20 protein-coding genes are annotated in these 26424 nt (G+C 46.6%); 11 read left to right on the forward strand and 9 right to left on the reverse strand.

What is annotated here, in order from left to right; genetic code table 11:
- Nucleotides 1–78: 78 nt before the first annotated feature.
- Nucleotides 79–549, reverse strand: coding sequence for a nucleoside deaminase (locus tag BC343_RS29305; protein WP_238381898.1), 471 nt, complete (start codon nucleotides 547–549; stop codon nucleotides 79–81).
- Between the two features lie 117 nt (nucleotides 550–666).
- Nucleotides 667–1269, reverse strand: a complete 603-nt coding sequence (locus BC343_RS29310) for an OmpH family outer membrane protein (RefSeq protein ID WP_078351383.1) — start codon at nucleotides 1267–1269, stop codon at nucleotides 667–669.
- A gap of 262 nt (nucleotides 1270–1531) precedes the next feature.
- Between BC343_RS29310 and gyrB the strand changes: the two genes are divergently transcribed.
- On the forward strand, nucleotides 1532–3490 hold the full coding sequence (gene gyrB / locus BC343_RS29315; RefSeq protein WP_078351384.1) for a DNA topoisomerase (ATP-hydrolyzing) subunit B: 1959 nt from the start codon (nucleotides 1532–1534) through the stop codon (nucleotides 3488–3490).
- 92 nt (nucleotides 3491–3582) lie between these two features.
- Here the strand turns inward: gyrB and BC343_RS29320 are convergent, their stop codons facing one another.
- Nucleotides 3583–4209 carry a hypothetical protein gene (locus BC343_RS29320; protein ID WP_143822403.1) on the reverse strand — a complete coding sequence of 209 codons (627 nt, stop codon included), beginning with the start codon at nucleotides 4207–4209 and terminating at the stop codon, nucleotides 3583–3585.
- Nucleotides 4210–4369: 160 nt separating this feature from the next.
- On the opposite strand from BC343_RS29320, the gene BC343_RS29325 reads away from it, so the two are divergent.
- The 3 genes from BC343_RS29325 (at nucleotide 4370) to BC343_RS29335 (ending at nucleotide 6368) form a co-directional block, all read left to right on the forward strand.
- Nucleotides 4370–4708: a PadR family transcriptional regulator gene (locus BC343_RS29325; RefSeq protein ID WP_078351386.1), complete on the forward strand. Its 339-nt coding sequence runs from the start codon at nucleotides 4370–4372 to the stop codon at nucleotides 4706–4708.
- Entirely contained in the window at nucleotides 4705–5379 is a 675-nt protein-coding gene (locus BC343_RS29330) for a hypothetical protein (protein ID WP_078351387.1), read from the forward strand. The genes BC343_RS29325 and BC343_RS29330 overlap by 4 nt, the downstream gene beginning before the upstream one ends.
- A gap of 80 nt (nucleotides 5380–5459) precedes the next feature.
- Nucleotides 5460–6368, forward strand: coding sequence for a tetratricopeptide repeat protein (locus BC343_RS29335; RefSeq protein ID WP_078351388.1), 909 nt, complete (start codon nucleotides 5460–5462; stop codon nucleotides 6366–6368).
- 198 nt (nucleotides 6369–6566) lie between these two features.
- Here BC343_RS29335 and BC343_RS29340 read toward each other — a convergent pair whose 3' ends face one another.
- From BC343_RS29340 to BC343_RS29350, 3 genes are all read right to left on the reverse strand, one after another.
- The gene (locus tag BC343_RS29340; RefSeq protein ID WP_078351389.1) at nucleotides 6567–6992 is read right to left on the reverse strand and encodes an aspartyl protease family protein; all 426 of its coding nucleotides are present in this window, start codon (nucleotides 6990–6992) and stop codon (nucleotides 6567–6569) included.
- Nucleotides 6993–7078: 86 nt separating this feature from the next.
- Complete coding sequence (tamL, locus tag BC343_RS29345) at nucleotides 7079–9337, reverse strand: translocation and assembly module lipoprotein TamL (RefSeq protein ID WP_078351390.1); 2259 nt, start codon at nucleotides 9335–9337, stop codon at nucleotides 7079–7081.
- Nucleotides 9334–14460 (reverse strand): translocation/assembly module TamB domain-containing protein, encoded by a 5127-nt coding sequence (locus BC343_RS29350; RefSeq protein WP_078351391.1) that lies wholly within the window; start codon nucleotides 14458–14460, stop codon nucleotides 9334–9336. Before BC343_RS29350 ends, tamL begins: the two co-directional genes overlap by 4 nt.
- A 267-nt stretch (nucleotides 14461–14727) precedes the next feature.
- Here BC343_RS29350 and dnaE point away from each other — a divergent pair, with 267 nt between their 5' ends.
- A complete protein-coding gene (gene dnaE / locus BC343_RS29355; protein ID WP_078351392.1) occupies nucleotides 14728–18318 on the forward strand; it encodes a DNA polymerase III subunit alpha in 3591 nt (1196 codons plus the stop codon).
- Nucleotides 18319–18456: 138 nt separating this feature from the next.
- Nucleotides 18457–19443, forward strand: coding sequence for a KilA-N domain-containing protein (locus BC343_RS29360; protein ID WP_078351393.1), 987 nt, complete (start codon nucleotides 18457–18459; stop codon nucleotides 19441–19443).
- On the opposite strand, the gene BC343_RS29365 is transcribed toward BC343_RS29360, so the two are convergent.
- Nucleotides 19440–19838 (reverse strand): winged helix-turn-helix transcriptional regulator, encoded by a 399-nt coding sequence (locus tag BC343_RS29365; RefSeq protein WP_078351394.1) that lies wholly within the window; start codon nucleotides 19836–19838, stop codon nucleotides 19440–19442. The two genes, BC343_RS29360 and BC343_RS29365, sit on opposite strands and share 4 nt — an antisense overlap.
- A gap of 131 nt (nucleotides 19839–19969) precedes the next feature.
- Here BC343_RS29365 and BC343_RS29370 point away from each other — a divergent pair, with 131 nt between their 5' ends.
- Nucleotides 19970–20725, forward strand: coding sequence for an SDR family oxidoreductase (locus BC343_RS29370; protein ID WP_078351395.1), 756 nt, complete (start codon nucleotides 19970–19972; stop codon nucleotides 20723–20725).
- A 74-nt stretch (nucleotides 20726–20799) separates the two neighbouring features.
- On the opposite strand, the gene BC343_RS29375 is transcribed toward BC343_RS29370, so the two are convergent.
- Nucleotides 20800–21213 carry an RNA-binding S4 domain-containing protein gene (locus BC343_RS29375; RefSeq protein ID WP_078351396.1) on the reverse strand — a complete coding sequence of 138 codons (414 nt, stop codon included), beginning with the start codon at nucleotides 21211–21213 and terminating at the stop codon, nucleotides 20800–20802.
- Nucleotides 21206–22156: an ADP-ribosylglycohydrolase family protein gene (locus BC343_RS29380; protein ID WP_078351397.1), complete on the reverse strand. Its 951-nt coding sequence runs from the start codon at nucleotides 22154–22156 to the stop codon at nucleotides 21206–21208. Before BC343_RS29380 ends, BC343_RS29375 begins: the two co-directional genes overlap by 8 nt.
- A gap of 82 nt (nucleotides 22157–22238) precedes the next feature.
- Here BC343_RS29380 and BC343_RS29385 point away from each other — a divergent pair, with 82 nt between their 5' ends.
- The 4 genes from BC343_RS29385 to BC343_RS29400 all read left to right on the forward strand — a co-directional run bounded on the left by BC343_RS29385 (nucleotide 22239) and on the right by BC343_RS29400 (nucleotide 26405).
- Nucleotides 22239–23054 (forward strand): 2,3,4,5-tetrahydropyridine-2,6-dicarboxylate N-succinyltransferase, encoded by an 816-nt coding sequence (locus BC343_RS29385; protein ID WP_078351398.1) that lies wholly within the window; start codon nucleotides 22239–22241, stop codon nucleotides 23052–23054.
- A gap of 196 nt (nucleotides 23055–23250) precedes the next feature.
- Nucleotides 23251–24375 (forward strand): glycosyltransferase family 4 protein, encoded by a 1125-nt coding sequence (locus tag BC343_RS29390; RefSeq protein WP_078351399.1) that lies wholly within the window; start codon nucleotides 23251–23253, stop codon nucleotides 24373–24375.
- Nucleotides 24368–24934: an L-threonylcarbamoyladenylate synthase gene (locus tag BC343_RS29395; RefSeq protein ID WP_078351400.1), complete on the forward strand. Its 567-nt coding sequence runs from the start codon at nucleotides 24368–24370 to the stop codon at nucleotides 24932–24934. Before BC343_RS29390 ends, BC343_RS29395 begins: the two co-directional genes overlap by 8 nt.
- A gap of 58 nt (nucleotides 24935–24992) precedes the next feature.
- Entirely contained in the window at nucleotides 24993–26405 is a 1413-nt protein-coding gene (locus tag BC343_RS29400; protein ID WP_078351401.1) for a CCA tRNA nucleotidyltransferase, read from the forward strand.
- The last annotated feature ends 19 nt before the right edge of the window (nucleotides 26406–26424 follow it).

Genomic DNA, 26424 nt, shown 5'->3' on the forward strand with positions numbered 1-26424 from the left:
GTGCAGGTGGGGACACCTGCACCTGGGAATAGAAAATACTTTTTTCCTGACGAGATATCCCCCGAGCGCCCAAAGCCTTTAGTATTCCGTTTTCTTCTCGGTAGTTTCCCAAAGTTTAAAAACGGGTTGGGCCTTATCGCGCATTATTTGCACAAAACGCATTTTGCGCTGCTCCATGGGCAGCTCCAACTCGTCGTAAATAAAATGATCGTCGAACCCAATGGCTGCGGCATCTGCCTTGGTATTGGCGTAATAAACCTTGCTAATGCGCGACCAGTATATAGCCCCCAGGCACATGGGGCATGGCTCGCAACTTGTGTAAATTTCGCAGCCCTCTAAGCTAAAAGTACCCAGTTCCTGGCAGGCCAGGCGTATGGCCGATACTTCGGCATGGGCAGTGGGGTCGTTAGTGGGCACTACTTTGTTGGCACTGCGGGCTATCACCATGCCATCCTTCACCACCACCGCGCCGAATGGCCCGCCTAAACCCTGCTGTACGTTATACTCCGACAGATCAATCGCCATCTGCATAAAATCTTCGTGTCTCATTTCAATATCTCCTTCCATTAAAAAACCCCAACCAATGGCCGGGGTTTTCGTTATTTTTATACTAATTGCTCTTTCATCTGCACACCTGCATACTTGCACATCTGCACATTGCGAAGCTTATTTTTTCTCTTTCGCGTACTCTTCGTTTAGCCTTTTCACAAAATCGGCGGTAACTTCAAGGCTTGGGTCGCCGTAAAGCACGGTAGAGTTGGCGCGGGTAAAGGTAAGTACCATTTTGTAGCCTTTTTCTTTAGCGTAGGTTTTAGTGAAGGCAGCTATTTTCTCGTACAGTTTATTTTGCTCGGTTACCTGGTCTTGCTGTAAAGCTGCACCGGCATTTTGCTGGTATTGCTGAAACTCCTGGCCTTTTTGGTTCAGGTGCTTTTCAGTTGCCTCACGTTTGTCGGCAGCCATAGTAGCAGCATTCCTTTGGTATTCTGCAACCTCACGCTGTACTGCCTGGCGGCGCGATGCTACATCTGCATCGGCTGCTTTGGCTTTTTCTTCCAGCCTTTTGGTCATGTCTTTAAAGTAAGCGTAGTTATTGCCCAACGAGTCCTGGTTAACAAAAACTATTTCGGCTGTTGCAGACGTAGCTGCGGGGGTACTTGCTGCTGCAGCAGGCTTGTCGGCAGTTTTGTTTTGGTTGCATGCAGTAACACCTGCTGCAAGTGCCAAGGCTAAAACCGACTTAGTAACAATTGACGCGTTGATCTTCATTATGTTTTATCTAAAAAAATTTTGACAAAGATAAAACTTCACATCAAGTTTCCTAATGATGGATGCGCAGATGTGCAAATTTCAGATGTGCATTTGTTTGTGCCTGCTTTGCCCGCTGTGGTGTGGATACAAGGCAATTATGTGGAAAAAATTATAATGCAAACAGGGCTTTGAGAGTTGCCCATAGTAGATATGTGGCGCAAAAATCGTATTTTTGTATATATAACTCCACCCCGGAGTATGTTATTGTTTTAGATAAATTATGAGCGAAGAAAATCAGGAAAAATCGAACTATTCAGCAGATAATATACAGGTTTTAGAAGGTTTAGAGGCGGTACGTAAAAGGCCGTCGATGTACATAGGCGATACAGGCGTAAAAGGGCTTCACCACCTGGTTTACGAGGTGGTTGATAACTCCATAGATGAGGCACTTGCCGGTTATTGCGATACCATTAACGTTACTATACACAAAGGCAATTCCATAACCGTAGTTGATAATGGCCGCGGTATCCCAACAGGCATCAACAGCAAAGAGGGCCGTTCGGCACTCGAAATTGTAATGACCGTGCTGCATGCCGGTGGTAAATTCGACAAAGATACCTACAAAGTATCGGGCGGTTTGCACGGTGTGGGTGTAAGTTGCGTTAACGCATTATCTACCCACGTAAAAACCGTGGTAGAGCGTGAAGGCAAAATATTTACGCAGGAGTACGAGCGTGGTAAGCCACTGTTCGACGTGAAAGAAATTGGCGTATCTGACAGGACAGGTACTTCGCAAACTTTCCAGCCCGACCCGGAGATATTCACTACCACCACCGAGTACAAATTTGATACACTGGCTACCCGTTTGCGCGAGCTGGCTTTCCTGAACAAGGGCATCAAATTAACCCTTACCGACGAACGCGAAACCAACGCCGATGGCAGCTTCCTGAGCGAAGAATACTTCTCGGAAGGTGGTTTAAAGGAGTTTGTAAAATACCTTGATGGTACACGCGTGGCCATCATCCCCGACCCTATTTATTTGGAAGGTATTAAAAACGGTATACCGGTAGAGCTTGCTTTGCAGTATAACGATACCTATACCGAGAACGTACACTCTTACGTGAACAACATTAACACCATTGAAGGCGGTACCCACGTGGCCGGTTTCAGGATGGGTTTAACCCGTACTTTGAAGGCTTATGCCGATAAAGAGGGTTTGTTGAAAAACGTTAAGGTTGAGATAACCGGCGACGACTTCCGCGAGGGCTTAACGGCCGTTATATCTGTAAAAGTTGCCGAGCCTCAGTTTGAGGGCCAAACCAAAACCAAACTGGGTAACAGCGAGGTAAGTGGTGCCGTGAACGTGGCCGTTGGTGAAATTTTAGGCAACTACCTGGAAGAAAACCCAAGGGAAGCCAAAATGATCGTTCAAAAGGTAATATTGGCTGCTACCGCCCGCGCCGCTGCACGTAAAGCACGCGAAATGGTGCAACGCAAGAGCGTAATGAGCGGATCGGGCTTGCCGGGTAAACTATCCGACTGTGCCAATAACGACCCTGCCCTTTGCGAACTTTACCTGGTAGAGGGTGATTCGGCGGGTGGTACCGCTAAACAGGGCCGTAACCGCGAGTTCCAGGCCATTTTGCCATTGCGTGGTAAGATCCTGAACGTGGAGAAAGCCATGGAGCACAAAATTTACGAGAACGAAGAGATAAAAAATATGTTCACCGGTTTGGGTGTAAGTATTGGTACCCCCGAGGATGCCAAAGCGCTTAACCTTACCAAACTGCGTTACCACAAGATAATTGTGATGACGGATGCGGACGTGGATGGTTCGCACATTACCACGCTGATATTAACCTTCTTCTTCCGTTACATGAAGGAGTTGATAGAATATGGTTACGTTTACATTGCATCGCCACCACTTTACCAGGTTAAAAAAGGTAAAGAGTTTGAGTACTGCTGGAACGATGAACAACGCGACGCCGCCATACAGCGCCTTAAAGGTGCCGGTAAAGAAGACAGCGTACACGTACAGCGCTACAAAGGTTTGGGTGAGATGAACGCAGAGCAATTATGGGACACTACCATGAACCCGGCCAACCGTACCCTGCGCAAAGCCACTATTGAGAACGCTGCCGAGTGCGACCATACCTTCAGCATGCTGATGGGTGATGAAGTAGCCCCGCGCCGCGAATTTATTGAGCGCAACGCGAAGTACGCACGTATTGATACATAAGCTGCGGATGTGCAGATGTGCAGATGATACGAAACAAAAACGCCTCGCTAAAAGCGAGGCGTTTTTGTTTGCTTAGAATTTTAGCAGTGTAATTAACGCGCTATGTTAAACGCGTAAGCAGCTCTAAGGCCAGTAAAAAAGGTAAAACTTTGTTTGTAGCTATATCCTTCGTAACGCACGCTCAGGTCGAAATAATTTTTGTTTTTTGAAGGGATAAGCACGCCAAATGAGGGTGCAACAGTGAACAGCGCGCCTTTTATCTGGTATGTATCCCTCACATATTCGTTAACGTTATCACGGCCGTTTACGCCAAGGGCAACAGTAGCCCCCATTTCGCCGGCTAAATACAAATAGTTTGAAAGCCCGAACTTGGCCCCAATTTTAATAGGGATAAAATTAGCGCGAACCGAGGCTTTAGGGTTATTGCCCGGTAAAATAACCTCTCCTTTAAAGGTATTATACCCTACGCTGGCCATTATGCTTTTGTATTGCGCAACACCAAACCTATACCTTACAACCCCACCGAAACCATTGTTGTATACGTTTCCAAAATTACCGGCAGGTAATAAATAGTCTGCGCCTACTTCAAAGGCGTTTGTCCTGGTCTCCACGCCGTATACGTTGGTACGTTTATCCATACCAACCTCCTGGTCTTGTGCCAACGCTTTAAAGCAAAAAAATGTTCCTAACAGAACAGTCAATAGTAGTTGTTTTTTCATCTATTATGGTTTGTGATAATTATCTTCAATAATACGAAATCTTCCTGATACCAACAGTGCTATTTTTAGCTCTACGATCAATCCCGAGTACAGAGCAAAGCTTTTAAATTTATATACCTAAATTTGTTATGTATATAAATTAATTATACATTTGGTTTATATGAATGCTAATCCATTGTTAAAAGGCTCTCTGCAAACCATCATATTAAAGCTGCTGGAAGATAACAGCCAGATGTATGGCTATGAAATAACCCAGCGTGTTAAAGAAGTTTCGGAAGGCAGCATAGTGCTTACCGAGGGCGCTTTATACCCTGCGTTGCATAAACTGGAGGCAGATGGTTTTTTGGAAACCTTTACACAGGTGGTAGATAACCGTGTACGCAAATACTACCGGCTTACCGATGCCGGGGGCAAAGAAGTAACCAGCAAGCTAAGCGAAGCGCAGGCCTTTATAGATCAGCTGCAAACATTATTGAACCTTAAACCGGCAACCAAATGAAACCTACCGAAGCGCAAAAACTCAGCTTACAAACTTACCTTCATGATACGCTAAGCTACCGCGAAACTTACGAGGAGATTTACGACCATATACTTTCGGCAATGGAGTTTCAGCCGGAGGGTGTTTCATTTGAAGATGCTATTAACAACATCATCCGCAATGATTTTGGCGGGGCTAAAAATTTGGTAAAAATAGAGACGGAAAGTAAAAACGCAATGGTTAAAGAAGGGCTTAATAAGTTTCTGCGGTTTGTTACCCAATATTTTAAGCTCCCGCTTTTGCTGTACACTGTTTTAGCAACTGTGCAAACCTATTACTTTTTATCAAAAATAAACCCGGGCGCTATTGCAATAGAGGCTATCCTGGTATTATTGACCATGTTGGTGCCCTGCGCCATACACCTGCTTCGTTTGTACAATACAGGTTACCTTTTAAGTACTACCCGCAAATCTGCCCGCGATAAAATGTTCGACAATTTAGCCGCCGGCCCCATACGTTTGCTCTTACTTTTAAATGTTTGGATAGCCAATACATCCACATTTAACGAATGGTTTGGCTCGCATCCTTACATCATCACCATGGTTTTATTGGTTTGTACCGTGTATGACCTGGCTCTTTACCAACTGTATACCGACGAGTTTAAAACGGTTACTGAACATAAACGAGTTTGAAGCTAAGCGAATGGCAGGCATCTTCATTTTTGGTATTTCGCTAAGGGTATATTACCTTTAAGCACCTTATCACGCCAAAAATGAAAAAAGCAATATTTATAATAACCCTGATATTTCTTCTCGTTGTAAAAAGTTTTGCCTGCATCAATGGCGACACTTACTATTTGGGTGAAAAAGGGATCTTGTATATAGGTAGTGCCGGAGGGGTACCAAGGGGGCATCAGTTTTATGCACAAAAGGAAGACCTTAAAGAGCTTGATAGCCTTTATAAGCAAACCAAAGACATCCGTTACCTATCCGACCAGGGGCTGGTGTTGATAGCTCTGGGCGAATACAAAAAAGCCATTTCCTTTTATCAAGGCGTCGAAAAGATAGCGCCTAACCGATATTCCACCGCATCAAACATAGGTACGGCCTATGAGTTAATTGGCGATAACAAGCAAGCGTTATTCTGGATACAAAAGGCCGTAAAGTTGAACGAGCATTCGCATTACGATTCGGAATGGATACATGTAAATATCCTTAAAGCAAAACTGGGAGGAGATGAGCTAATTAACAGCAAGTTTTTGTTAGGCACCGATTTTGGAACGGATAGTATCCCCCACAGTTCTTTAAGCAAAGCAGAACTCGATTCGTTGTCGCCGGCTTTGTTTTATCAACTTAACGAGCGCGTATCTTTTGTGAAACCGAAAGATAAAATAGTTGCGCAGCTAATGTTTGATATGGGCAACCTCACCTTTATACGTGGCGGCTACAAGGTAGCATTGGGAGATTATGCTCTTGCTAAGGAATACGGCTACACAGATAAACTGATAGATCAGCGGATAAAAGCCTGTGCTTATCAAAGCACTCGTCCACCGAAGAAATATGTCCCCAACATTGTCGACGATAAACGTAACACACGCATTTACATTTATGCAGGTTTAGGCGCGGTGATAGGTATCGGGCTGGCTTTTGTAATGGTAAGAAGAAGGTTGAAGAAGGATTAAACCTTATTCATAAGCGACTCCTCCCCTCGATGTCGTTTCGACGAACAGCGGGCAGAGGACGTGCGGGGCGTGAGGAGAAATCCTGTTCATTATGCAAAGTCGTTATGCAAAGCGTTCCTGTCCCATCCAACAAGATTTCTCACCCTCTCCCGCTCTCGCCCACCGCTTCAGGGTTCGAAATGACATAGTTTTTTGGTGCTATTTCAACACCAAAACTTTCTTCCCAAAATCTATCACGGCTTTATACTTCATCAATATATCGCTGCCTATCACGCCTAACACTTCGGGGTGGCCTAATTCGCGGTAGGCGATGTTGATGGTGGAGAGGTCTAATACGGCTACTTCTATTTCATCTATTAGCAGGTCGCCAATGTGTACATTACTGATAGCTGCCGTAGCCGATTCCATGGAGTTAGTGCCAAGCCCTGTTGATAAGCGCCCGCTTGAAACAATGTCGGCTTCGGCATTGGCGGCAAGTAATAAATCGCGGTCGAACGCCGTGCGGGAGGCACCTGTATCGAGTACTACTTTAAAGGTTTTATCGAAGATCTGGATATCCAGCAGGGGATGAAAGCCATCGCCGTGGAGGTCTAACATTTGGAGCGGAACGGTTATTTTGGCCATGGTGTAAAAGCGAAACACGCGCCGGCCGAACTCCCACTCGACCCGGCGCGTGCCGCAATATAATTCAATAGATCGCTAATTCAAATTTAGAACGGATAGCCGATGGCAATGTTCAGTATCGCATTGTTGAAACTCAATGGTACACTGCGGCCGCCGCTGCTATTGATGTAAGGTGTTAACAACGGAAAGCCTACATCGGTACGCAGCACCAATACCGTAGCATCGAACCTTAAACCAAAGCCGGCATCTACCGCCATTTGTTTCAGGAAGTTGGTACCGAAAGTGCCCCCTGCCTGGTGGGGCTTGGCGTTCCAAACGTTACCGGCATCGGCAAACAGCGCACCGTAAACAATGCTGAATAACTTAGCTCGGTACTCCAGGTTGGCCTCCAATTTTATATCGCCCGACTGATCGGCTATAAAGCCTCCGTTAAGCGCACTGGCATCTACCGAACCGGGGCCAACCGAACGCGCCCTGAAACCTCTTAAGCTATTAGGACCACCAATAAAGAATTGCTGATTGTAAGGCAATATAGTAGAGTTGCCATATGGCTGGCCTATACCGGCAAATAAACGGGCCGCGAACTTGCTGCCCAAGCCCAGTTTATGGAAGAAACGCATTTCTGTCTCTAATTTCAAATACTGGTTGAAGGTGCTACCCAAAAATTTCTTCGGGTTACCACCTAACGTGTCGGCTCCGCTTATTATACCATACAGGTTGTTCGATAAACTTAGTTTACCACGATAGAAGATACTGTTGGTGCGGTAATCTTCGGTAGTATTATCGTAGGTATAAGCGTAGCTTGGGCCCCAGGTAAACTGGGGATCGATAACGTGTTTAAGGGCAGGGTTACGGTTATTGGGATTATTGATGCTATCCAGATATAACTGGCTAACGTTACGCGGTTTTACATAGGTGATCTCCAACAGGTTCAACTCATTTAACTTGTGTACGCTTCCCTTAAATGAATATCCGAATGAGCCGCTGAACGAGTTAAGCGAATACAATTTGCTTCTGACCACCGAGGTATAATTCAGGGTCAGCGTTGTTCGGGGTATGTAAGCGTTATCCGACTTAAAGTTGAACGGACTGATGATCCTCGGCCACGAAATGGATGGTTGTATACCATATTGGTACACGTTGAAGCCCCCGTTGTTGCCCCCCACCTGCACATCGGTACTGGCAAATAGCGTAACGGTTAACAGCTCGCCAGCTTTAAAGGCGTTGCGGTTCTTCCAGTTCAGGTTTATTTGCGAACCGGTATAGCTTGCCGATGTGGTACGGCCCAGCAATTCCAATTGCAGCGATTTCTTCTTATAGGGCGTCAGGAAGTAATATACGTCCAGTTTTGGCGAATCGGGCGTTACGTCCTCAAAACGGTTCTTTACATATTGGTACGGGCCCAGGTTAATAAACCTGTTCAGCGAGTTATTATGCGTGGTACGGCTGTAAGTATCATTAGGATGCAGCAATACGGTATTAGCGAAGATGAACGGCCTAACGGTTTTGCGCGGGTCAACCAATTTATACCAGCGGTAGCCACTCGCCTGGTCCAACTTTAGCGAAGTATCGCGCAATGAGTAGTTAGGATAAACATAAATATCGCGGATGGTATATATCTCGCGGGCACGCTCCGGGGTAGTAGGTTTGATGCTCACGGTAAGATCTACCTGGTGATCGATAATGGTACTATCTACCTTAATAATGAGTTGCTCGGGGGCGAAAAAAAAGAAACCTTCTTCTTTCAGGCGTGCATCTATACGTATACGTTCGGATTTGATGATATCCAGGTTATACTTCTCCCCTTTTTTCAGTAGGGTTTCTTTCATGGTGCCAAGCACGGCCGTATCTAAACTATTATCCTTAGCCATCGGGAACTCCACATTACGGATGGTGTACGATGGGCCGGCATTAACGGTAAACTCCGCTTTAGCAGTTTTCTTTTTGCCGATGGTATCGCCACGCACGGTCGACTGGAAATAGCTTTCGTTTTGCAGACGGTTCTGCATTATGCTGCTGTTCTTCTCCAAATCTACCTGACTGATGTATACAGGCGGTTCGCCAAACTTGCTGAAGAACTTTTGGATAAAGCCTTTACGTGCACGGGTTTTAAAATAGAACCACAGCTTTACGCGCAAACCCAAAATAGAAGAATTGGGTTGCGGGCGCACGGTAGCATTCAATTCGCTGCTGATGGCCTTAGCATCACTTTTCTTGATGGCCGAATCAATCACTTTTACCGAGCTACCCGTGTAAAGTTTCTCGCCCTCGGGCACGTACTTGGTAGTACTGCACGCGCTGATGAATAACGATAATATGATGAGGTATCTTAAATGCTTTATCATTGTATAGTTGTGGTCTGGGTCCTGGTTCTGTCTGCTTTATCTTTTTCCTGCGAGGCCTTCTCCTGCTCGTCTTTTATCTTTTGCTCTTCGCGGTATTTGCGGCGCATCTCTCTTTCTTCAGGGCTGCGTTTGCGGAATATCTCGCGGAAGCGGTTATAATCAACCGTGAGCGAGAAGCCCAGCCCGGTTTCTATGATCTGCCCTTGTATAACCACGTACTCATCCTTACGGTAAGCGCGCAGGGTGTAGCGGCCATCTTTACTCAGTTTGTAAGCTACAGATACGTTACCCGCTATATTGGATGTTTTTTGGCCGGCTTGCGCCCCCTCTAAATTAAAGTTGTTGCCTACCGATACCGTTAACCTATCGCTGAGGAATCGCTTGGAGACACCGATGTTCAGGTCCGTTCGGTTCTGCGCCGTACCGGTAGAATAATCCTGCCCGGAGGTTAAACCGAAGTTGAGGTCGACACCCGAGATGAGGCCACCCGCAAGGTTGTTCAGCTGGTCGGATAACAGGCTGCTCACGCTGCTGCGTATGGCACCCTCTACCCCGGCGCTGCCGCCCTGGCTTTGCAGCGGGTTATCGCCTATAAAGTGCCCAAGTATCAATACGCCCAACACTTGCTTGTTCAACTCGTTAGGATCTTGCCGCACCTGCGAGAGGCGGGTGTTTACTGTACTGGTTACCTCGCCCGAGACATTGTAATTACTATCGGGCAGCGTAATGTCGAATTTTATCTCGGGCTTCAACAACTCATTCCGCAGGTTAAGGTCAACATGGAAAGGCAGCTTTTGCTTGTATTGGGTAGCGTTAGCCGCATCGGGTAGCTGATTGCTTACCAGGTCAATCGGCGGCACATTGGCCACATAAGTAGCGGTCAGGTCTATATTTGCTGTAGTGGGATCACCCGTCCAGGTGATAGTACTGCCTTGCTTGAACACGAATTTTCGGCTAACCGTAGCGTACGATAGGTTGTACGAACCCTGGTTAACTACATAGGTACCGGTTAGGCTTATCTTGCCGCTTGGGTCTATCCCACCGCTCAGGTGCGCCTCGCCTTTTATGTACACTACGTCGCCGTTGCGCTCATCTATTACAACCGCAAAGTTGGCATTCTTATCAACGTTAACGGTAGCATTTACGTCCAAGCCCGTTAGTTCCGATTTCTTGAGCGAATCCAGCTGTTTGGCCAGCAATATCGAATCCATCTGCGGGGCGCTTTTATCTATAAATTCTACCACGCCCTTTCGGTCTTCCACGCCCGGGTCGGTAGTGGGCAACACAAATACCATATCGGTTTTCTCGTTCACGGTAAGGTTGGCATCTACCACGGGTTTGGCCATATCACCACGTATCTTCACGTTAGCATCCATAAACAGCTTGCCGTAAAACAGCTTATTATCGGCCTTGGTAGAATTGATGACGCGGAAGTTATCCATCCTGATATCCATCCCGAATTTAAAGTCGGTATAGGTTTTGGTATAGATGGCGCCTGTGATAATGGCTTTATTGTTGGTACTATCCACCAGTGTAAAATCGTTAAAGCGGATACCTTCATCATTGAAGGTAATACTCTCCTGCGGCATGGTGAAGTAAGAGTTGAGCATAGATACATTGAAGCCCACCTTATTAAAATCAATCTTACCGCGTACGGATGGCGCCGTGGTAGTCCCCGTTATTTTAAGGTTACCGGTAATGTTACCGCTGGCATTGCGTATGCTACCGAAGCTAAAACCTTCGATGCTCTTCATGCTCAGGTTTACAATGTTCAGGTTAAGGTCGAACCGGCTTTCGGGCACCGTGTAATACATCCCCGTCAGATCAACCTGGTTGCCTTTGCCCGTAATACTCATTTGTGCGGCGTAGGCGTTGGCGGTTTGGTTGTTTACCTTCAGGGCAATATTACCCACGGTATCGCCTTTAAAGTTGAAATCGTTCACGTTGATAGCAGCTTCGAACACCGGCGCTGTTTGCAGGTTGCTCACCGTGGCATTGCCGTTAATGGTACCACCTACCAGCAACGAATCCTGCTTGGCCATTTTGGTAAGCGTTTCTATCTGGAAGTTTTTAAAATCTACCGCAACAGGCCCGTTGTACTGGCCCGATGGCGTATTGATGCTAAGCACCTGGTTGCTATTGGTGAGGCTGAAGTTGCGCGCAAGTATCCCCTTGTTACCAAACTCAAAGGAGTTGGTGGGGTTAACGGCCCATGGGGTATAATCAAGCATCACGCCATCCTGCAAAAAGCTGAACTGGTATTCATTAGGTATCACGCTAAATATACCGGCAACGCGGTAACGTTCTTTTTTGGCAGCATCGCGTACCTGCAGGTTTATGCCCAGCTTGTTGTTTTGTGCCGAGCCGGTAATGCTGGGGTAAAGCACATCAAGCGAGGTACCAACCTTTACTTCATCAATAGTCAAGCTATAGTTAAGCGCATTGTTGCCGGTGTTAATGGCAAGTTTACCGTTGTTTACAATATTGGTACCATAGATCACTTTCGGCATAGAGCCGTTCACCACCAACTCGCCGGTGGTGCTGTTGAAGCGGCCGTTGAGCAGTACCGGGTCAAGCTGTTTCAGATCGGGAACGAATTTATCTACCAGCGGGGTTTTCACCAGGCGGGCATCAAAACTAAATTGCTGTGGCGAGTATTTGGTTTTTACTACCGGGGTTTTGCTCACCAAATTCATGTTGTAATATTTGTTTATTACATCGGTAACCGCCGGGGCAATTTCGGTAAGCTTGTATTTACCACCCATGTGCGCATAAAACATCGGCGTTTTCAAACGCAGGCTGCTGCTATCGGCATTGGCCATAGAAATGAGGCTAACCGTATCAAGGTTAATACGGGTACCGGCATTGTTCACCAGCAACTCGGTAGCCAGTATGTTAGCATTCAAATAATCCGGATCGGCGGTTGGCACATCAGCCACTATCTTTCCGTGGAAACGCATAACTGTTTTTACAAAGCCCAGTTTCTGCAGGTCAATACTATCTACCATCAGCGTAGCATTTACCGCCGGGTACTTTTTGTTCATGTTTGCCTTGGCATCCAGGCTGAAGTTGATGTTAGGGTCCACCATGCGGGCGTTGGCCACATAAGCACCATTTCGGGCGCTGCCCTTCATCACTAAGTTTTTATAGGTGTACCCCTTCACATAAGCGCTGTGTACGTTACCGTTAAATTTCAGGCTGGCGGTTTTAGGGTCGAGGCCCGCGCCTTCAATATTGGCGCTCATGGTTATCATGCCCACCATTTGTGGCTGCTTGGTAAGCGCCCCCACGTTAAGGTTATTGGCTTTTATATTGGCCGAATACGTTTCGCTGCCTTTGCGTTTGCCGCTCTTCATGGCCGCCACCAGATCTACCGCGCCATAGCTGCTGCGCAGGTTCATTTTGGTGTTAAAGTTCTTCATGGTGCCTTTAAAGGTACCCTTCAGGTCCATATTCTCGGGGATGCTTACCGTTGGCGGGATGGTTCCTTTTGGTGCCAACCTTACTATGTCGCGGCGGCTGGTACGGAAATCGTTTATGGTCAGGTCCAAATAAGCCTTCTCTACATCAGGTAATCCTTTGGCAGTGGCCGATGCTTTCACATAGGTATTGCCAAAACCGCTTACTTCGATATTCGGGATGCGCAGGTTAGCTACCGTACCGGTAACCCTTCCGTTCACCTTCAGCACCGTACCGGGCGACGACTTAAACGGCTCCATGCTGCTCATGGTAGGCATCAGCAATAAAATATCGCGCAGGCTAAGCTTACTGCCATCTAAATTAGCATTGATGCTGAGTTTGCCCAGATCTTTGGTGAGCGATTCGATAGAAGGATAACCCACGATCAGTTCCTTTTGGATAACCGAATTTGGCGTTTGTACCAGCAGGTCCTTCAGGTAAGCGCCTTTAGCGCCGTAGAAAAAGGAGGTGTGGAATTTATCCAGTTTCAATCCGCTCTTTTCAGTAAAGGTGAACTCGTTTACCCTGCCCGAAAGGCTATCCGGCGTGTAGGCGATATTCTCTACATCAGCATTCAGGTTTTTGATGCTCATGTGCGCAAAATCCAAACCTTTCGGCAGGGCTTTTTGTGCATCATTATCAAACTTAATATTATCGTCAACCAGTTTTATTTTGCCCAGTGTGGCCGTCCAGCCTTTGGCGGTTTGTTTGGCCGATACCAGCGTATCTATTTTTTTGATGGTTTTATCAACCGCCTTGGCAACGGTTTTTGGTTTCTCGAATATTACACCCGCATCGGTATTGCTCAGTTCGATAGACTTTACGCCCACGTGCTGGTTGCGCAGGTCTATCTTATCCATATTCACCAAAAACTTACCCAGGTTTACCGTGGCGGCCATCTCGTTGGCACGGTAATCTACCTTTACCTTATCCACGTTTATCTCGCCCAGCGTAAGGTCCATATTCAAAGGCGTAACGGCGGTATCAACGGTAGCTGCCTGCGCTATGGACGAACCGGCAGGTGTTTGGATAATTTTGGCATTCACCCCGCTCAGGTTTATTTTAGGGATAGTGAACTTCATCTTATCCAGATCGAAGTCTTTAATGCGGGTATCAAAGTGCCCCAGCAAAAACTTCACATCGTTGCCTGTGGTGGCATCTTTGTATTTTATATTTATCTTATCTAAAATGATCTTATCCAGCGAGAACTGCATGGTAGATGTAGTATCGGTAGGCTTAGGTTCTGTTTTTTGCTCGCTAACGAATGCTTTAATAATATAATCAAAGTTGAAAAGGCTATCCGGGCCGCGGCTAATGTTGGCCGTAATGCCCTCCAGGTTTATCTCGTTTATCTCTACCTTGTTCTTTAAAAGCTTCATCAGGGTGATATCCACTTTTAACTTGTCGCCGGCTATCAGGGTATCTTTCTTCTGGTCTTCGAAATAAACGTCTTCCAGCACCAGCAGTTTGGGCAGGCCCAGGCTAATGTGCCCTATCTCTACCTTGGTATGAATTTTATTTTGCAGGAAGGTCACCGCTTTATCTTTGGCAAAATTTTGCACGGCAGGTACCTGTATAAGGATAACGATGAGCAACACCAACAAGATGACGCTTGCAATTATCCATAATATTGTCTTGAGGGCTATACGTCCAAATCGTTCCAAAATCTGTAAAGGTTAGGGTTAAACTTATTGTTTACAGCCGATGTGCTGTCTCCCGGTACCTTGCCAACACCGCTAACAGGAGAATGTTTGGCACCAAAGGCGTATTTGCTTCATAATTTAAACTTTTAACAAATTTGTAATTTGAATATTACAGTAAGCCGGGACCGGTGGCGACGATGTTAGTAATTTTTTTGACACGCAAAGGTTTTCCAGCCTTTTCATTTTAAGTAATTTTGTATTCTACACGATACGGAGAGAAAGAATACCATGCCCGATTTTTCGCACTTACACGTCCACACCCAGTTTTCGCTGCTCGACGGCGCCGCCGATATAAGCAAATTATATAAAAAGGCTGCTGCCGACGGCATGAAGGCCCTGGCCATTACCGACCATGGTAACATGTTCGGTGTGTTTAAATTTGTGGCCGAAGCCGGCAAGCATGGCGTTAAACCCATTGTAGGCTGCGAGTTTTACGTGGTTGAGGACCGCCATAAAAAGCAGTTCACTAAAGAGAAAAAAGATAAGCGTTACCACCAGCTAATGCTGGCCAAAAATGCCGAGGGGTATAAAAACCTTATCAAGCTTTGTTCGCTCGGTTACATGGAAGGCCTTTACAGCAAGTGGCCCCGTATAGATAAGGAGCTTATTGTAAAATACCACAAGGGTATCATTGCCACCACCTGCTGCCTGGGTGCATCGGTACCGCAGGCTATTTTGCGTGATGGCGAAGACGCAGCCGAAATAGAATTTAAATGGTGGCTCGACCTTTTTGGCGAGGATTTTTATATAGAGATGCAGCGCCACGATATTCCGGAGCAGAATACCGTGAATGCCGTGCTGATGAAATTTGCCAAGAAGTACAACGTAAAGGTGATCTGCTCTAACGACTCGCATTACGTTGACCAGCAGGACTCGAATGCGCACGATATTTTGCTTTGCGTAAATACCGGCGACTTACAGAGCACCCCCATAGCTACCGACGAGGAAGGCGGTAAAGGCTATCGTTTTGGTTTCACTAACGACCAGTTCTACTTCAAAACGCAGGCCGAAATGGGCAAGCTGTTCGCCGATATCCCGGAGTCGTTAGATAATACCGGCGAGATCGTTGATAAGGTAGATGTGCTGAAGCTGAAGCGCGACATTCTGCTGCCTAACTACGTTATCCCCCCTGAGTTTAAGATCCACAGCGATATGACGCCCGATGCCGATACGCTGAACCAGTGGGAATACCTGAAACACATAACTTTTAAAGGCGCAAAAGAGCGCTACATAGATATAAGCCCCGAGGCGGAAGAGCGTATCAACTTCGAGTTGTTCACCATCCGTACTATGGGTTTTGCGGGTTACTTCTTAATTGTGGCCGACTTTATTAAGGCTGGCCGCGATATGGGTGTATTTATAGGCCCGGGCCGTGGTTCGGCGGCGGGATCGGTGGTGGCCTACTGTACGGGTATCACCAATATCGACCCGATGAAGTACAACCTCCTCTTCGAGCGTTTCCTGAACCCCGACCGTAAATCGATGCCCGATATTGATACGGACTTTGACGACTCGGGCCGCCAGCGTGTTATCGACTACGTGGTTGACAAGTACGGCAAAAACCAGGTGGCGCAGATCATCACCTACGGCTCCATGGCCGCCCGTACCAGTATACAGGATGTGGGGCGCGTGTTGGACATGCCGCTTGCAGATGTGAACGCCCTGAAGAAATTGGTGCCCGATACTTTGGGTATCAACTTAAAGCAAGCTATTGAGCAGGTACCCGAACTGCAGGCCATCCACAAATCCGACGAGTTGAAAGGCATCGTGCTTCGCGAAGCGGAAAAACTGGAAGGTTCGGTACGTAATACGGGTGTGCACGCAGCGGGCCTTATTATTGCGCCATACGACTTAACAGAGATCGTTCCGGTAGCTACCGCCAAAGATTCGGACCTGTTGGTTACCCAGTACGATGGGCGCGTAATTGAAGATGCCGGTGTAATTAAGATGGACTTTTTGGGGTTGAAGACCCTTACCATTATTAAGGACGCACTGCGCATGATCAAAGCCAACCACGGGGTGGAGATAGATATAGACTACATCCCGCTGGACGATACCAAAACTTATGAGCTTTACCAGCGCGGTGATACCAACGGTACTTTCCAGTTTGAAAGTGATGGTATGCAAATGTACCTGCGCGATCTGAAGCCCGATAAATTTGAGGACTTAATTGCCATGAACGCTCTGTACCGCCCGGGCCCGATAGAGTACATCCCCAACTTTATTAAACGTAAGCACGGGCTGGAACCCATTGTGTTCGATTTGGATGACATGGAAGAATACCTGGGCGAAACCTATGGTATTACCGTGTACCAGGAGCAGGTGATGCTTTTATCGCAAAAGCTGGCTGGCTTTAGTAAGGGCGATGCCGACGTTTTGCGTAAGGCGATGGGTAAAAAGCAAATTGAGGTACTCAACAAAATGGAGGCCCAGTTTATGGATGGGGCCGTAGCCAAGGGGCACCCTAAAGATAAACTCAACAAAATATGGACAGACTGGAAGGCTTTTGCCCAGTACGCGTTCAATAAATCGCACTCTACCTGTTACGCCTTTGTGGCCTACCAAACGGCATACCTTAAAGCGCATTACCCGGCAGAATACATGGCTGCAGTATTGAACAACCAGAACAGTATGGAGAAGATCACCTTCTTTATGGAAGAGTGCCGCCGTATGGGTGTTGAGGTGTTGGGCCCGGATATCAACGAGAGCGAGATGAGTTTTGGTGCCAACAAAAAAGGGGTGATACGCTTTGGTATGGCGGGCGTAAAAGGCGTGGGCGAAAAGGCCGTAGAAAGTATCATAGAAGAGCGCAACGAACGCGGCCCCTATACCAGCGTTTACGATTTTGCGCAACGAAGCAACACGCGCTCGGTAAACCGTAAATCGTACGAGAATTTGGTTTATGGCGGTGCATTTGATTGCTTCGGGCTGAGGCGCTCGCAGTTCTTCGCCAAAACCGAGAACGGGCTTTTAACCGGTGTAGAGCGCCTGATCAAATACGGTAACGATTACCAAAATACCAAGAACAGTTCGCAATCGTCGCTGTTCGGTGGCGAAGTAGCTTCTTACATACCCGAACCGGCTATGCCCGAGTGCGAGGAATGGCCTCTGATAGAGCGTTTGAAGTATGAGAAGGATGTAATTGGTATTTACCTTACCGGTCACCCGCTGGATAACTATAAGCTAGAGCTGGAGAAATATTGCAACACCACCATCAGCGAGTTAAAGGATATACAGAAAGCCCGCACCGGAGAGGGTGGCGAAGAGGTAATGAACAACCTGGCCAACCTGCGCAAACGCGGCGAAATAAATATTGGCGGGCTGATAGGCACCGTAAGCCACCGCATGACCAAAATGGGCAAACCTTTTGGCACCTTTATGCTGGAGGATTATAACGAATCTTACGAGTTCGCCTTCTTCGGCGAGGACTATGTGAAATTCCGCAACCTGATGGTAGACGGGTATTTCCTGCACATCAAAGGAAACATTGAAGAAAAATTCAGGCAGAAAGATAACTGGGACCTGCGCGTAACTGCCATGTGCCTGCTATCAGAAATGCGCGAGAAGCTCACCAAATCCATCACCGTGAACCTGGACATTAACATGTTGAACAACCAGGTGATCGAAAACCTGCTAAAGATGGTGAGCACCAACAACGAACGTTATCCCGCGCGCACCTGTTCACTCAAATTTAAGATAAACGATGGCGAAGATTCGCTGGTAGTGAACCTGGCCTCCAAAAGCCACAAAGTAAACCCCAGCGACGACCTGATGGCGGATATTTTAAGCTTGACAAATAGCCCGGCGGTACTGGCTTAGGATTTGATATGAAAGACAAAATATTTGACCGTTGATATCAAAGTCGTTCAAAGTTAGCACTACCCATGATTTGACGAAGGAAATACAGAATCTAAAGAACGCACCTGTCACACTTGGTATAATATCAACCTAATCATTATGAGCAAAATACAAGTAAAAGGTACCAATATCACTATCATAAATCAGAATGATGACGATTATTTATCGTTGACGGACATGGTTTCAAATATCGAAGACGGTACTAAATTAATTGAACGTTGGCTCAATAGTAAAACTACGGTAGATTTTTTAGGCGTTTGGGAACAACTAAATAACACGAATTTTAAAACCCCGGAATTCAGGGGAATTAGGGAAAATGTAGGTTCGGGGAGCTACTTTTTATCCGTAAAAAAATGGGTAGAGCAAACCAATGCAATAGGTGTTTATGCCAAAGCGGGGCGATACGGAAGCGGAACATGGGCGCAAGTTGATATTGCTTTCGAATTTTGCAGTTATATAAGCCCTGAGTTTAAACTCTTGCTAATAACAGAGTTTCGGAATCTAAAAAAGAGAGAAGCAAGTGCAATTGAACAGGTCTGGGATTTCCGGCGCTTCTTAACTAAAGCTAATTGGCGCATTCAAACAGACGCCATTCAGGAGGTATTGGTACCGTTGCGAAACTTACCTAAACATAAAGAAGGAATTATATATGCTGACGAAGCAGAAGTTTTAAATATGGTAGTATTTAACAAAACCGCCAAGGAATGGAATTCTGAAAACCCGGAAGCAATTAAAAAAGGGCATAACATACGAGATTACGGCAGCACCCATCAATTAATTGTAATTGCTAATTTGGAGTCTTTAAATGCAGAGTTGATCAGAAACGGAATTAAACAATACGATAGGATCTTAATGCTAAGACAGGCGGCAATACAACAACTAAAATCTCTGTCAAAAAGTACCGCAATACAAGACATGTATATTGATAGCCCGAATATTGAAAAGTATAAAAAAATCGATATCAAAGCTGTCGATAGCGAAAAGCAAAGCCCCCAATTAAATCAACATAAAGGTCTCAACAAAGATTCAAAAGGCGAGAGATCAGACGAACAAAAAGATTCGCCTTCAACAGGCGAATTATTTTAAAGGGACTCGATCTCAACTACCGCCTCCCTAAACGTATAACAACTCTCGTCAGCCACCTTAATGGTATCGCTGTTCACGGTTAAAAAGTGGGCTCCCCATTTTTCTAAGGCGTAAAATATGGTGGCCAGTTCTTTACCCAGCGGGGTGAAGGAATACTCTACCCGTGGTGGTACTTCGGGATATATTTTGCGGGCTACTATTTTATCTTCTTCCAGTTCGCGGAGTTGTTGCGAAAGCATCTTTTCGGTCATGCCTTCAATGTTGCGGCGTATCTCGCTGTAGCGTTTTGGGCCATCCATTAGCTGGTTCAATATCTTTACTTTCCACTTGCCGCTTATTACGCTGAGGGCGGCTTCCATGCTACAGGTGTATTCGGGATGTCGTTGTTTTGTCATCTTTAAAAAGCTGATAATGAGTTTAGCGCAAATGCGCCCATAACCTACCAAATGGTGCGCTCCATACAAAATGGTGCATTCTTGACGAGGATTTACGGCTGATGTACCTTTGAGTCATCAAAACAAAGATAATGAAAAAGTTAGCTAACAAAACAGCAGTAATAACAGGCGGCAACAGTGGTATAGGCCTGGCCACAGCACAAGAATTTATAGCCCAGGGTGCAAAAGTGACCATCACCGGGCGTAACCAAAAAGCCATTGACGAGGCAGTTGCACAGCTTGGCGAAAATGCCTCGGGCATTATTGCCGACAGCGGCAGCATGGCCCAAATAAAAACCATAGGCGAACAGGTAAAAGCCATCACCCCGAATATCGATATCATATTCATTAACGCCGGTATTGGCAAATTCAACTCGGTAGAGCAAATGGACGAGGAGATGTTCGATGATATTATGGACATCAACTTTAAAGGTGCCTACTTCACCCTGCAACAGTTATTGCCATTAGTTAACGAAGGCGGTTCTATCATCTTCAACACTTCTATCAACGCACATATTGGTATGGCAGGCGCAAGTGTTTATGCAGCAAGCAAGGCAGCTTTACTATCGCTTACCAAAAACCTGGCGGTAGAATTATTGCCACGTAAAATACGCGTAAACTCGGTAAGCCCCGGCCCTGTTGGTACTCCATTGCACAGTGCCGATAAACTGGGCATCAGCGATGAGCAGCTACAGCAAATGGGCGAAGGCATATTGAAACAGATCCCAATAGGCCGTTTTGGCACCATGGAAGAACTGGCCAAAGTGGTTACCTTCTTTGCTTCGGATGATTCTACCTTCCTGTTAGGCTCCGAACTGATAGCCGACGGCGGTATGTATAATTTATAATAACAAGCCCCTTTAAAATGGAAATGCCCGGCAGTTGATAAAGCTTGCCGGGCATTTTTGTATTCTGATAAATGTTAATCCTCTTCCTCCTCGGCCTTGTCAAAAAAATTGTCCTTCAGGTCGTCGGTTTCGCGGCGGTCGCGTTTGGTGGGGCGGCCTGTACCACGATCGCGCTTGAGCACCGGCGCGTGGAACATCGATTTGAAACCTGTAGTTTGCTCTACCGGCGTATCGTCGCGGTAAAAATTTACGGCGGTTTTGGCGTCAACACGGTTCTCCAGCAAGCCGGTTACCGTGACTACCTTGCGTTCGGGGCCTTTCGATATATGGTAGGTTTCGCCCATCTTCACCTCGTGCGAGGGCTTTATATTGGCACCACCCAGCTTAACGCGCCCCGCCTTGCAGGCATCGGTTGCCAGCGTACGGGTTTTAAACATGCGGATGGACCACAGGTATTTATCTATTCTTAACTTTTCTTTTTCAGGCATTTTCTCTCGTATACTTTCTATCCAATTCATCCGCCAGCGCAGCAATATCCTTATTCCGCGCCAGCATTAACACCCAATGCTCGGGGATGGCATCATAGCCATATTGCAAAGCTGCCAGGCCGCCGGTAACTGCTCCGGTGGTATCGGTATCAAGCCCCAAATTTACGGCTTTCAGCGCTGCTTCGGCATAAGTGCTGCTGTTCATCAGGCACCATATGCTTGCTTCCAGCGTATGCAGCACGTAACCACTGCTTTTAATATCATCTACCGGTAGCTTATAAATATCCCCCTTCAGCAACCTGTCGAACAAAGCCACTTCTTCGGCAGCAATAGTGGTGGATGCTAAAAACTCGCCAATGTCCGTCTTCAGTTCATTGTAAATGGCCACCAGATCGTTACTCACCAGCAGCATCCGCGCAAATTCCAGGTAATAAAAGCAAGCAATTACCGACCGCACATGCGCGTGAGTGATGGATGATACCTCTTTGGTTATCCTGAAACGCTCTTCGACCGGTTTATCTTTTATATAAAGCAGCAGCGGCAAAATCCGCATCAGCGAACCGTTCCCGTTCGATTGGCTATCCATCCCTCCCGCCAATTCGGGCTTAATACCGCTTGCAATACGGTTAATGGCTTGCTGGGTGGCCATGCCTACATCAAATATTTCGCCGCGGGGTGTCCACAGGTTTTCGTAAAGCCAGCGTGCAAATTTATTGGCTATCGCCTGCAAGTCGTAACCATCTGTAAGCGCGTCGGCCAGGCAAAAGGTGAGCGAGCTATCGTCAGACCATGTTCCCGGCGGCATGTTATACGTACCAAAACCTATCATATCCGTTACCGGCTTAGCGGCTATCTCTGCGCGCGACTTAAATTCTACCGGTACGCCCAATGCATCACCAACCGCCACGCCAAATAAAATATCCTTCCAATAGTTTCTTTCCATTATCATTATTTCAAACGGGGGCGTGTGAAGCAAACAAATCTCCCCAAAAATCCTTTAATTTGGGCAAAATTTATTTCTTCTGATGATCGAGCTTAAAAAAATGATAGAGGAAGCGTGGGAAAACCGCACACTCTTAACCGAAAACGACTATATCAACGCCATTAACGCCGTTATCGAACGCCTTGATAAAGGTGAGATACGTGTATCGGAAATGATAGGCAACCGCTGGCATACCAACGACTGGATAAAAAAAGCGGTTATCCTTTACTTCCCTACCCGCGCTATGGAAGAAATAAAAACCGGCCCTTTTGTGTTTCACGATAAAATGAAACTGAAGACCAACTACAAAGAGCTTGGCGTGCGCGTGGTACCTCACGCTATAGCCCGTTATGGCGCTTATTTGGCCAAAGGCGTTATCATGATGCCATCGTACGTAAACATTGGTGCTTATGTAGATGAAGGTACCATGGTTGATACCTGGGCAACTGTAGGTTCGTGCGCGCAGATTGGCAAACACGTTCACCTGAGTGGTGGTGTAGGCATTGGCGGCGTATTAGAACCTGTACAAGCGTCACCTGTTATCATCGAGGATAACTGCTTTTTGGGCTCGCGCGCTATTGTGGTAGAAGGCGTACACGTAGAAAGCGAAGCCGTATTAGGTGCTAACGTGGTGCTTACCGCATCAACCAAAATTATTGATGTTACCGGCGAAGAGCCTGTAGAATATAAAGGCCGTGTGCCTGCCCGCTCGGTGGTAATTCCGGGTAGCTATACCAAAAAATTCCCTGCCGGCGAGTACCAGGTGCCTTGCGCCCTCATCATTGGCAAACGCAAAGAATCTACCGACAAAAAAACATCCCTGAACGATGCTTTGAGGGATAATAATGTAGCGGTTTAAGTGAATGGTTGATTGAGTTTATTAGGTGAGTGGTTGCTTTGCATCAACAAATGTGCAGCTAAAACTACTCACCTAATTAACCATTCACCAATCAACCAGTATTACAAAGTGATAGTTGATTTGGTTTGATTAAGCGAGTGATTGCAGCAACGGCTATAACAACTCACTTAATCAACCATTCACCAATCAACCAAACATGAAGATAGGATACGATGCCAAACGTGCTTTTTTAAACAACACCGGCCTGGGCAACTTTAGCCGCTGGCTCATAAAAACCACGGCAGAGCATTATCCCCAAAATACCTACCTGCTTTATACGCCGAAACTTAAACCCAATAAGTGGCGCAATTTCTTCTCCGGTTTCGCAAACATCAAAACCATTACTCCTGCGAGTAAATATCTTACTGCTTTGTGGCGCAGCAGAGGCGTGGTTAACGACCTGAAACGCGATGGCGTAGATATTTACCATGGCCTAAGCTACGAGTTGCCTATGGGTATTGCCAACAGCGGCATCAAATCGGTGGTTACCATCCACGACCTGATATTCCTGCGCTTCCCGAAATACTACAAGTTTATCGACAGGCTGATATACACCTCCAAAACCAAACGCGCATGCAAGGCAGCCGATAAGATTATAGCCATTAGCGAAAAAACCAAACAGGACCTGGTGGAGTTTTTAAATATCTCTGCGGATAAGATAGACGTGATCTACCAGGGCTGCGCGCCGGAGTTCGGTATTCTACAAACCGACGAGAAAAAAACATCTGTAAAGCAAAAATATGCCTTGCCGGATAGTTATATCCTGAGCGTTGGTACGATTGAAGAACGCAAGAACCTGTTGCTGCTTGCCAAAGCTTTGCTGCATAGCAAAACTAATATGCCGGTGGTGGTGGTTGGCAAAGCTACTCCCTATCTTGATGAAGTGAAGGCTTTTTTAGCTGCCAATAATTTAACCGACAGGATGCACTTTAGGCATGATGTAGTTTTTGACGATCTGCCCGTGATTTATCAGTCGGCTACATTGTTCGTTTATCCCTCACGGTACGAGGGTTTTGGTATACCTATTTTGGAGGCGCTGGTATCGGGCGTGCCGGTTATTGCGGCTACCGGTTCGTGCTTAGAAGAGGCAGGAGGTGAACACAGCCGTTATATTGCTCCTGAAGATGCAGAGGGGCTGGCCAAACAAATTGACGAGGTTTTGGGTAATGATACTTTGCAGCAGCAAATGATAGCCGAAGGGCTAAATTATGCACAACGCTTTGAAGGCCGTAACTTAGCGGCGCAATTGATGAATGTATACCAACAAATAACCCATGCTTAAGGACGAAGTAAACAAAGCCCTGAAAGTGCTGCAGGAAGGCGGCATCATCCTCTACCCTACCGATACCATTTGGGGTATAGGCTGCGATGCTACCAATACCGAGGCCGTTAAAAAAATATACGCTCTTAAACAGCGCGAAGAGAGCAAAAGCATGATTGTGCTGGTTGATAATGATAACAAACTGCAAAGCTATATTGCCGAAGTCCCTGAGATAGCCTACCAACTGATAGAGTTTGCCGAAAAACCCATGACGCTGGTAATGCCCGGTGCCAAAAACCTTTCGCCGGCCTTAATTGCCGAAGATGGCAGCGTGGGCATCCGTGTAGTAAAGCACCCGTTTTGCGAGCAATTGATACAGCGTTTCCGCAAGCCTGTCGTATCAACATCGGCCAACATCAGCGGGCAGCCCTCGCCCGAAAACTTTGGCCAGGTAAGCCAGGATATTATTGATGGTGTTGACTACGTGGTGGATGTAGATCAGCACAGCATGGAAAAAAAGGCGCCATCAACCATTATGCGGTTGGATCCAAACGGCAGTTTTGAATTTATTCGCCGTTAATTTTTTATCTTCTTAAATTTGCAACGCACCACATAAGCCGCTATGCGGCTTTATTTTTATGAAACAATACCTGCAACACCCTGTATTTCCTGTAATTTCCGGCATTGCTGCCGCGCAAAATGTGCAGGCATATGCCATTGGCGGGTATGTTAGAGATATCTTTCTTAATCGCCCCTCCAAGGATATTGATGTGGTTGTTTTGGGTAACGGTATCGCCTTTGCCGAGGCGGTGGCCGCTAAACTCAATGTAAAGGTATCGGTATTCAAAAACTTTGGTACCGCCATGTTGCGCTACCAGGATATAGAGGTGGAATTTGTGGGTGCCCGAAAGGAAAGTTACCGATCCGAATCGCGCAAACCTATTGTGGAGAACGGTACATTGGACGACGACCAGAAGCGCCGCGATTTTACCATCAACGCGCTGGCCATAACGTTGAACGAAGATAACTACGGTGTGTTAGTAGACCCTTTCGGCGGCATTGCCGATATGGAGCAGAAACTCATCCGCACACCGCTAAACCCGGTGGAAACATTTTCGGACGATCCCCTGCGTATGATGCGGGCCATTCGCTTTGCTTCCCAGCTGAACTTTAGGATAGATGATGAGGCCGTAGCGGCTATTAAAAGCAATCTGCACCGCATTAAAATAGTATCACAGGAGCGTATTACCGATGAGCTGAACAAGATCATCCTCTCGCCAAAGCCCTCTATCGGTTTCAACTATTTGTTTGATACCGGTTTGCTGCATATCATTTTCCCGCAGATGGCGGGGCTTTACGGTGTAGAGATCATTAACGGCAAGGGGCATAAGGACAACTTTTACCATACCCTGCAGGTGCTTGATAATATCTGCGAAACTACCGACGACCTTTGGTTACGCTGGGCCGCCATATTGCATGATATTGCCAAGCCCGCCACTAAACGTTTTGAGCCGGGCCATGGGTGGACTTTCCACGGGCACGAGGATAAAGGCTCTCGCATGGTGCCCAAGATATTCGCGCAGCTGAAACTGCCGCTAAACGAGAAGATGAAATTCGTTGCCAAACTGGTTCAGTTGCATTTGCGCCCCATTGTACTGTCGCAATCTATCGTTACCGATTCTGCCGTGCGGAGGCTTTTGTTTGAGGCAGGTGAGGACATTGAGGCGCTGATGCTGTTGTGTAAAGCAGACGTTACCACCAAAAACGAATACAAGGTTAAAAAGTATCGTAACAATTTTGAGTTAGTACTGCAAAAACTGAAGGATGTTGAGGAACGCGATAACATCCGCAACTGGCAGCCACCGGTTACCGGGCTCGATATTATGCAGCTTTTTGGCATAAAAGAAGGCCGCGAGGTGGGAATTATCAAGAATAAGATACGCGAAGCCATCCTGGAGGGCGATATACCTAATAACCGCGAGGCAGCATTAGCTTTTACTATTGAAAAAGGCGCAGAAATTGGCTTGAAAGTTGTGGCAAGCACAAATTGATTTAAAACATATATTTTTG

Origin of the sequence: Mucilaginibacter pedocola, assembly GCF_002013915.1 — a bacterium.
Classification (GTDB): Bacteria; Bacteroidota; Bacteroidia; order Sphingobacteriales; family Sphingobacteriaceae; genus Mucilaginibacter; species Mucilaginibacter pedocola.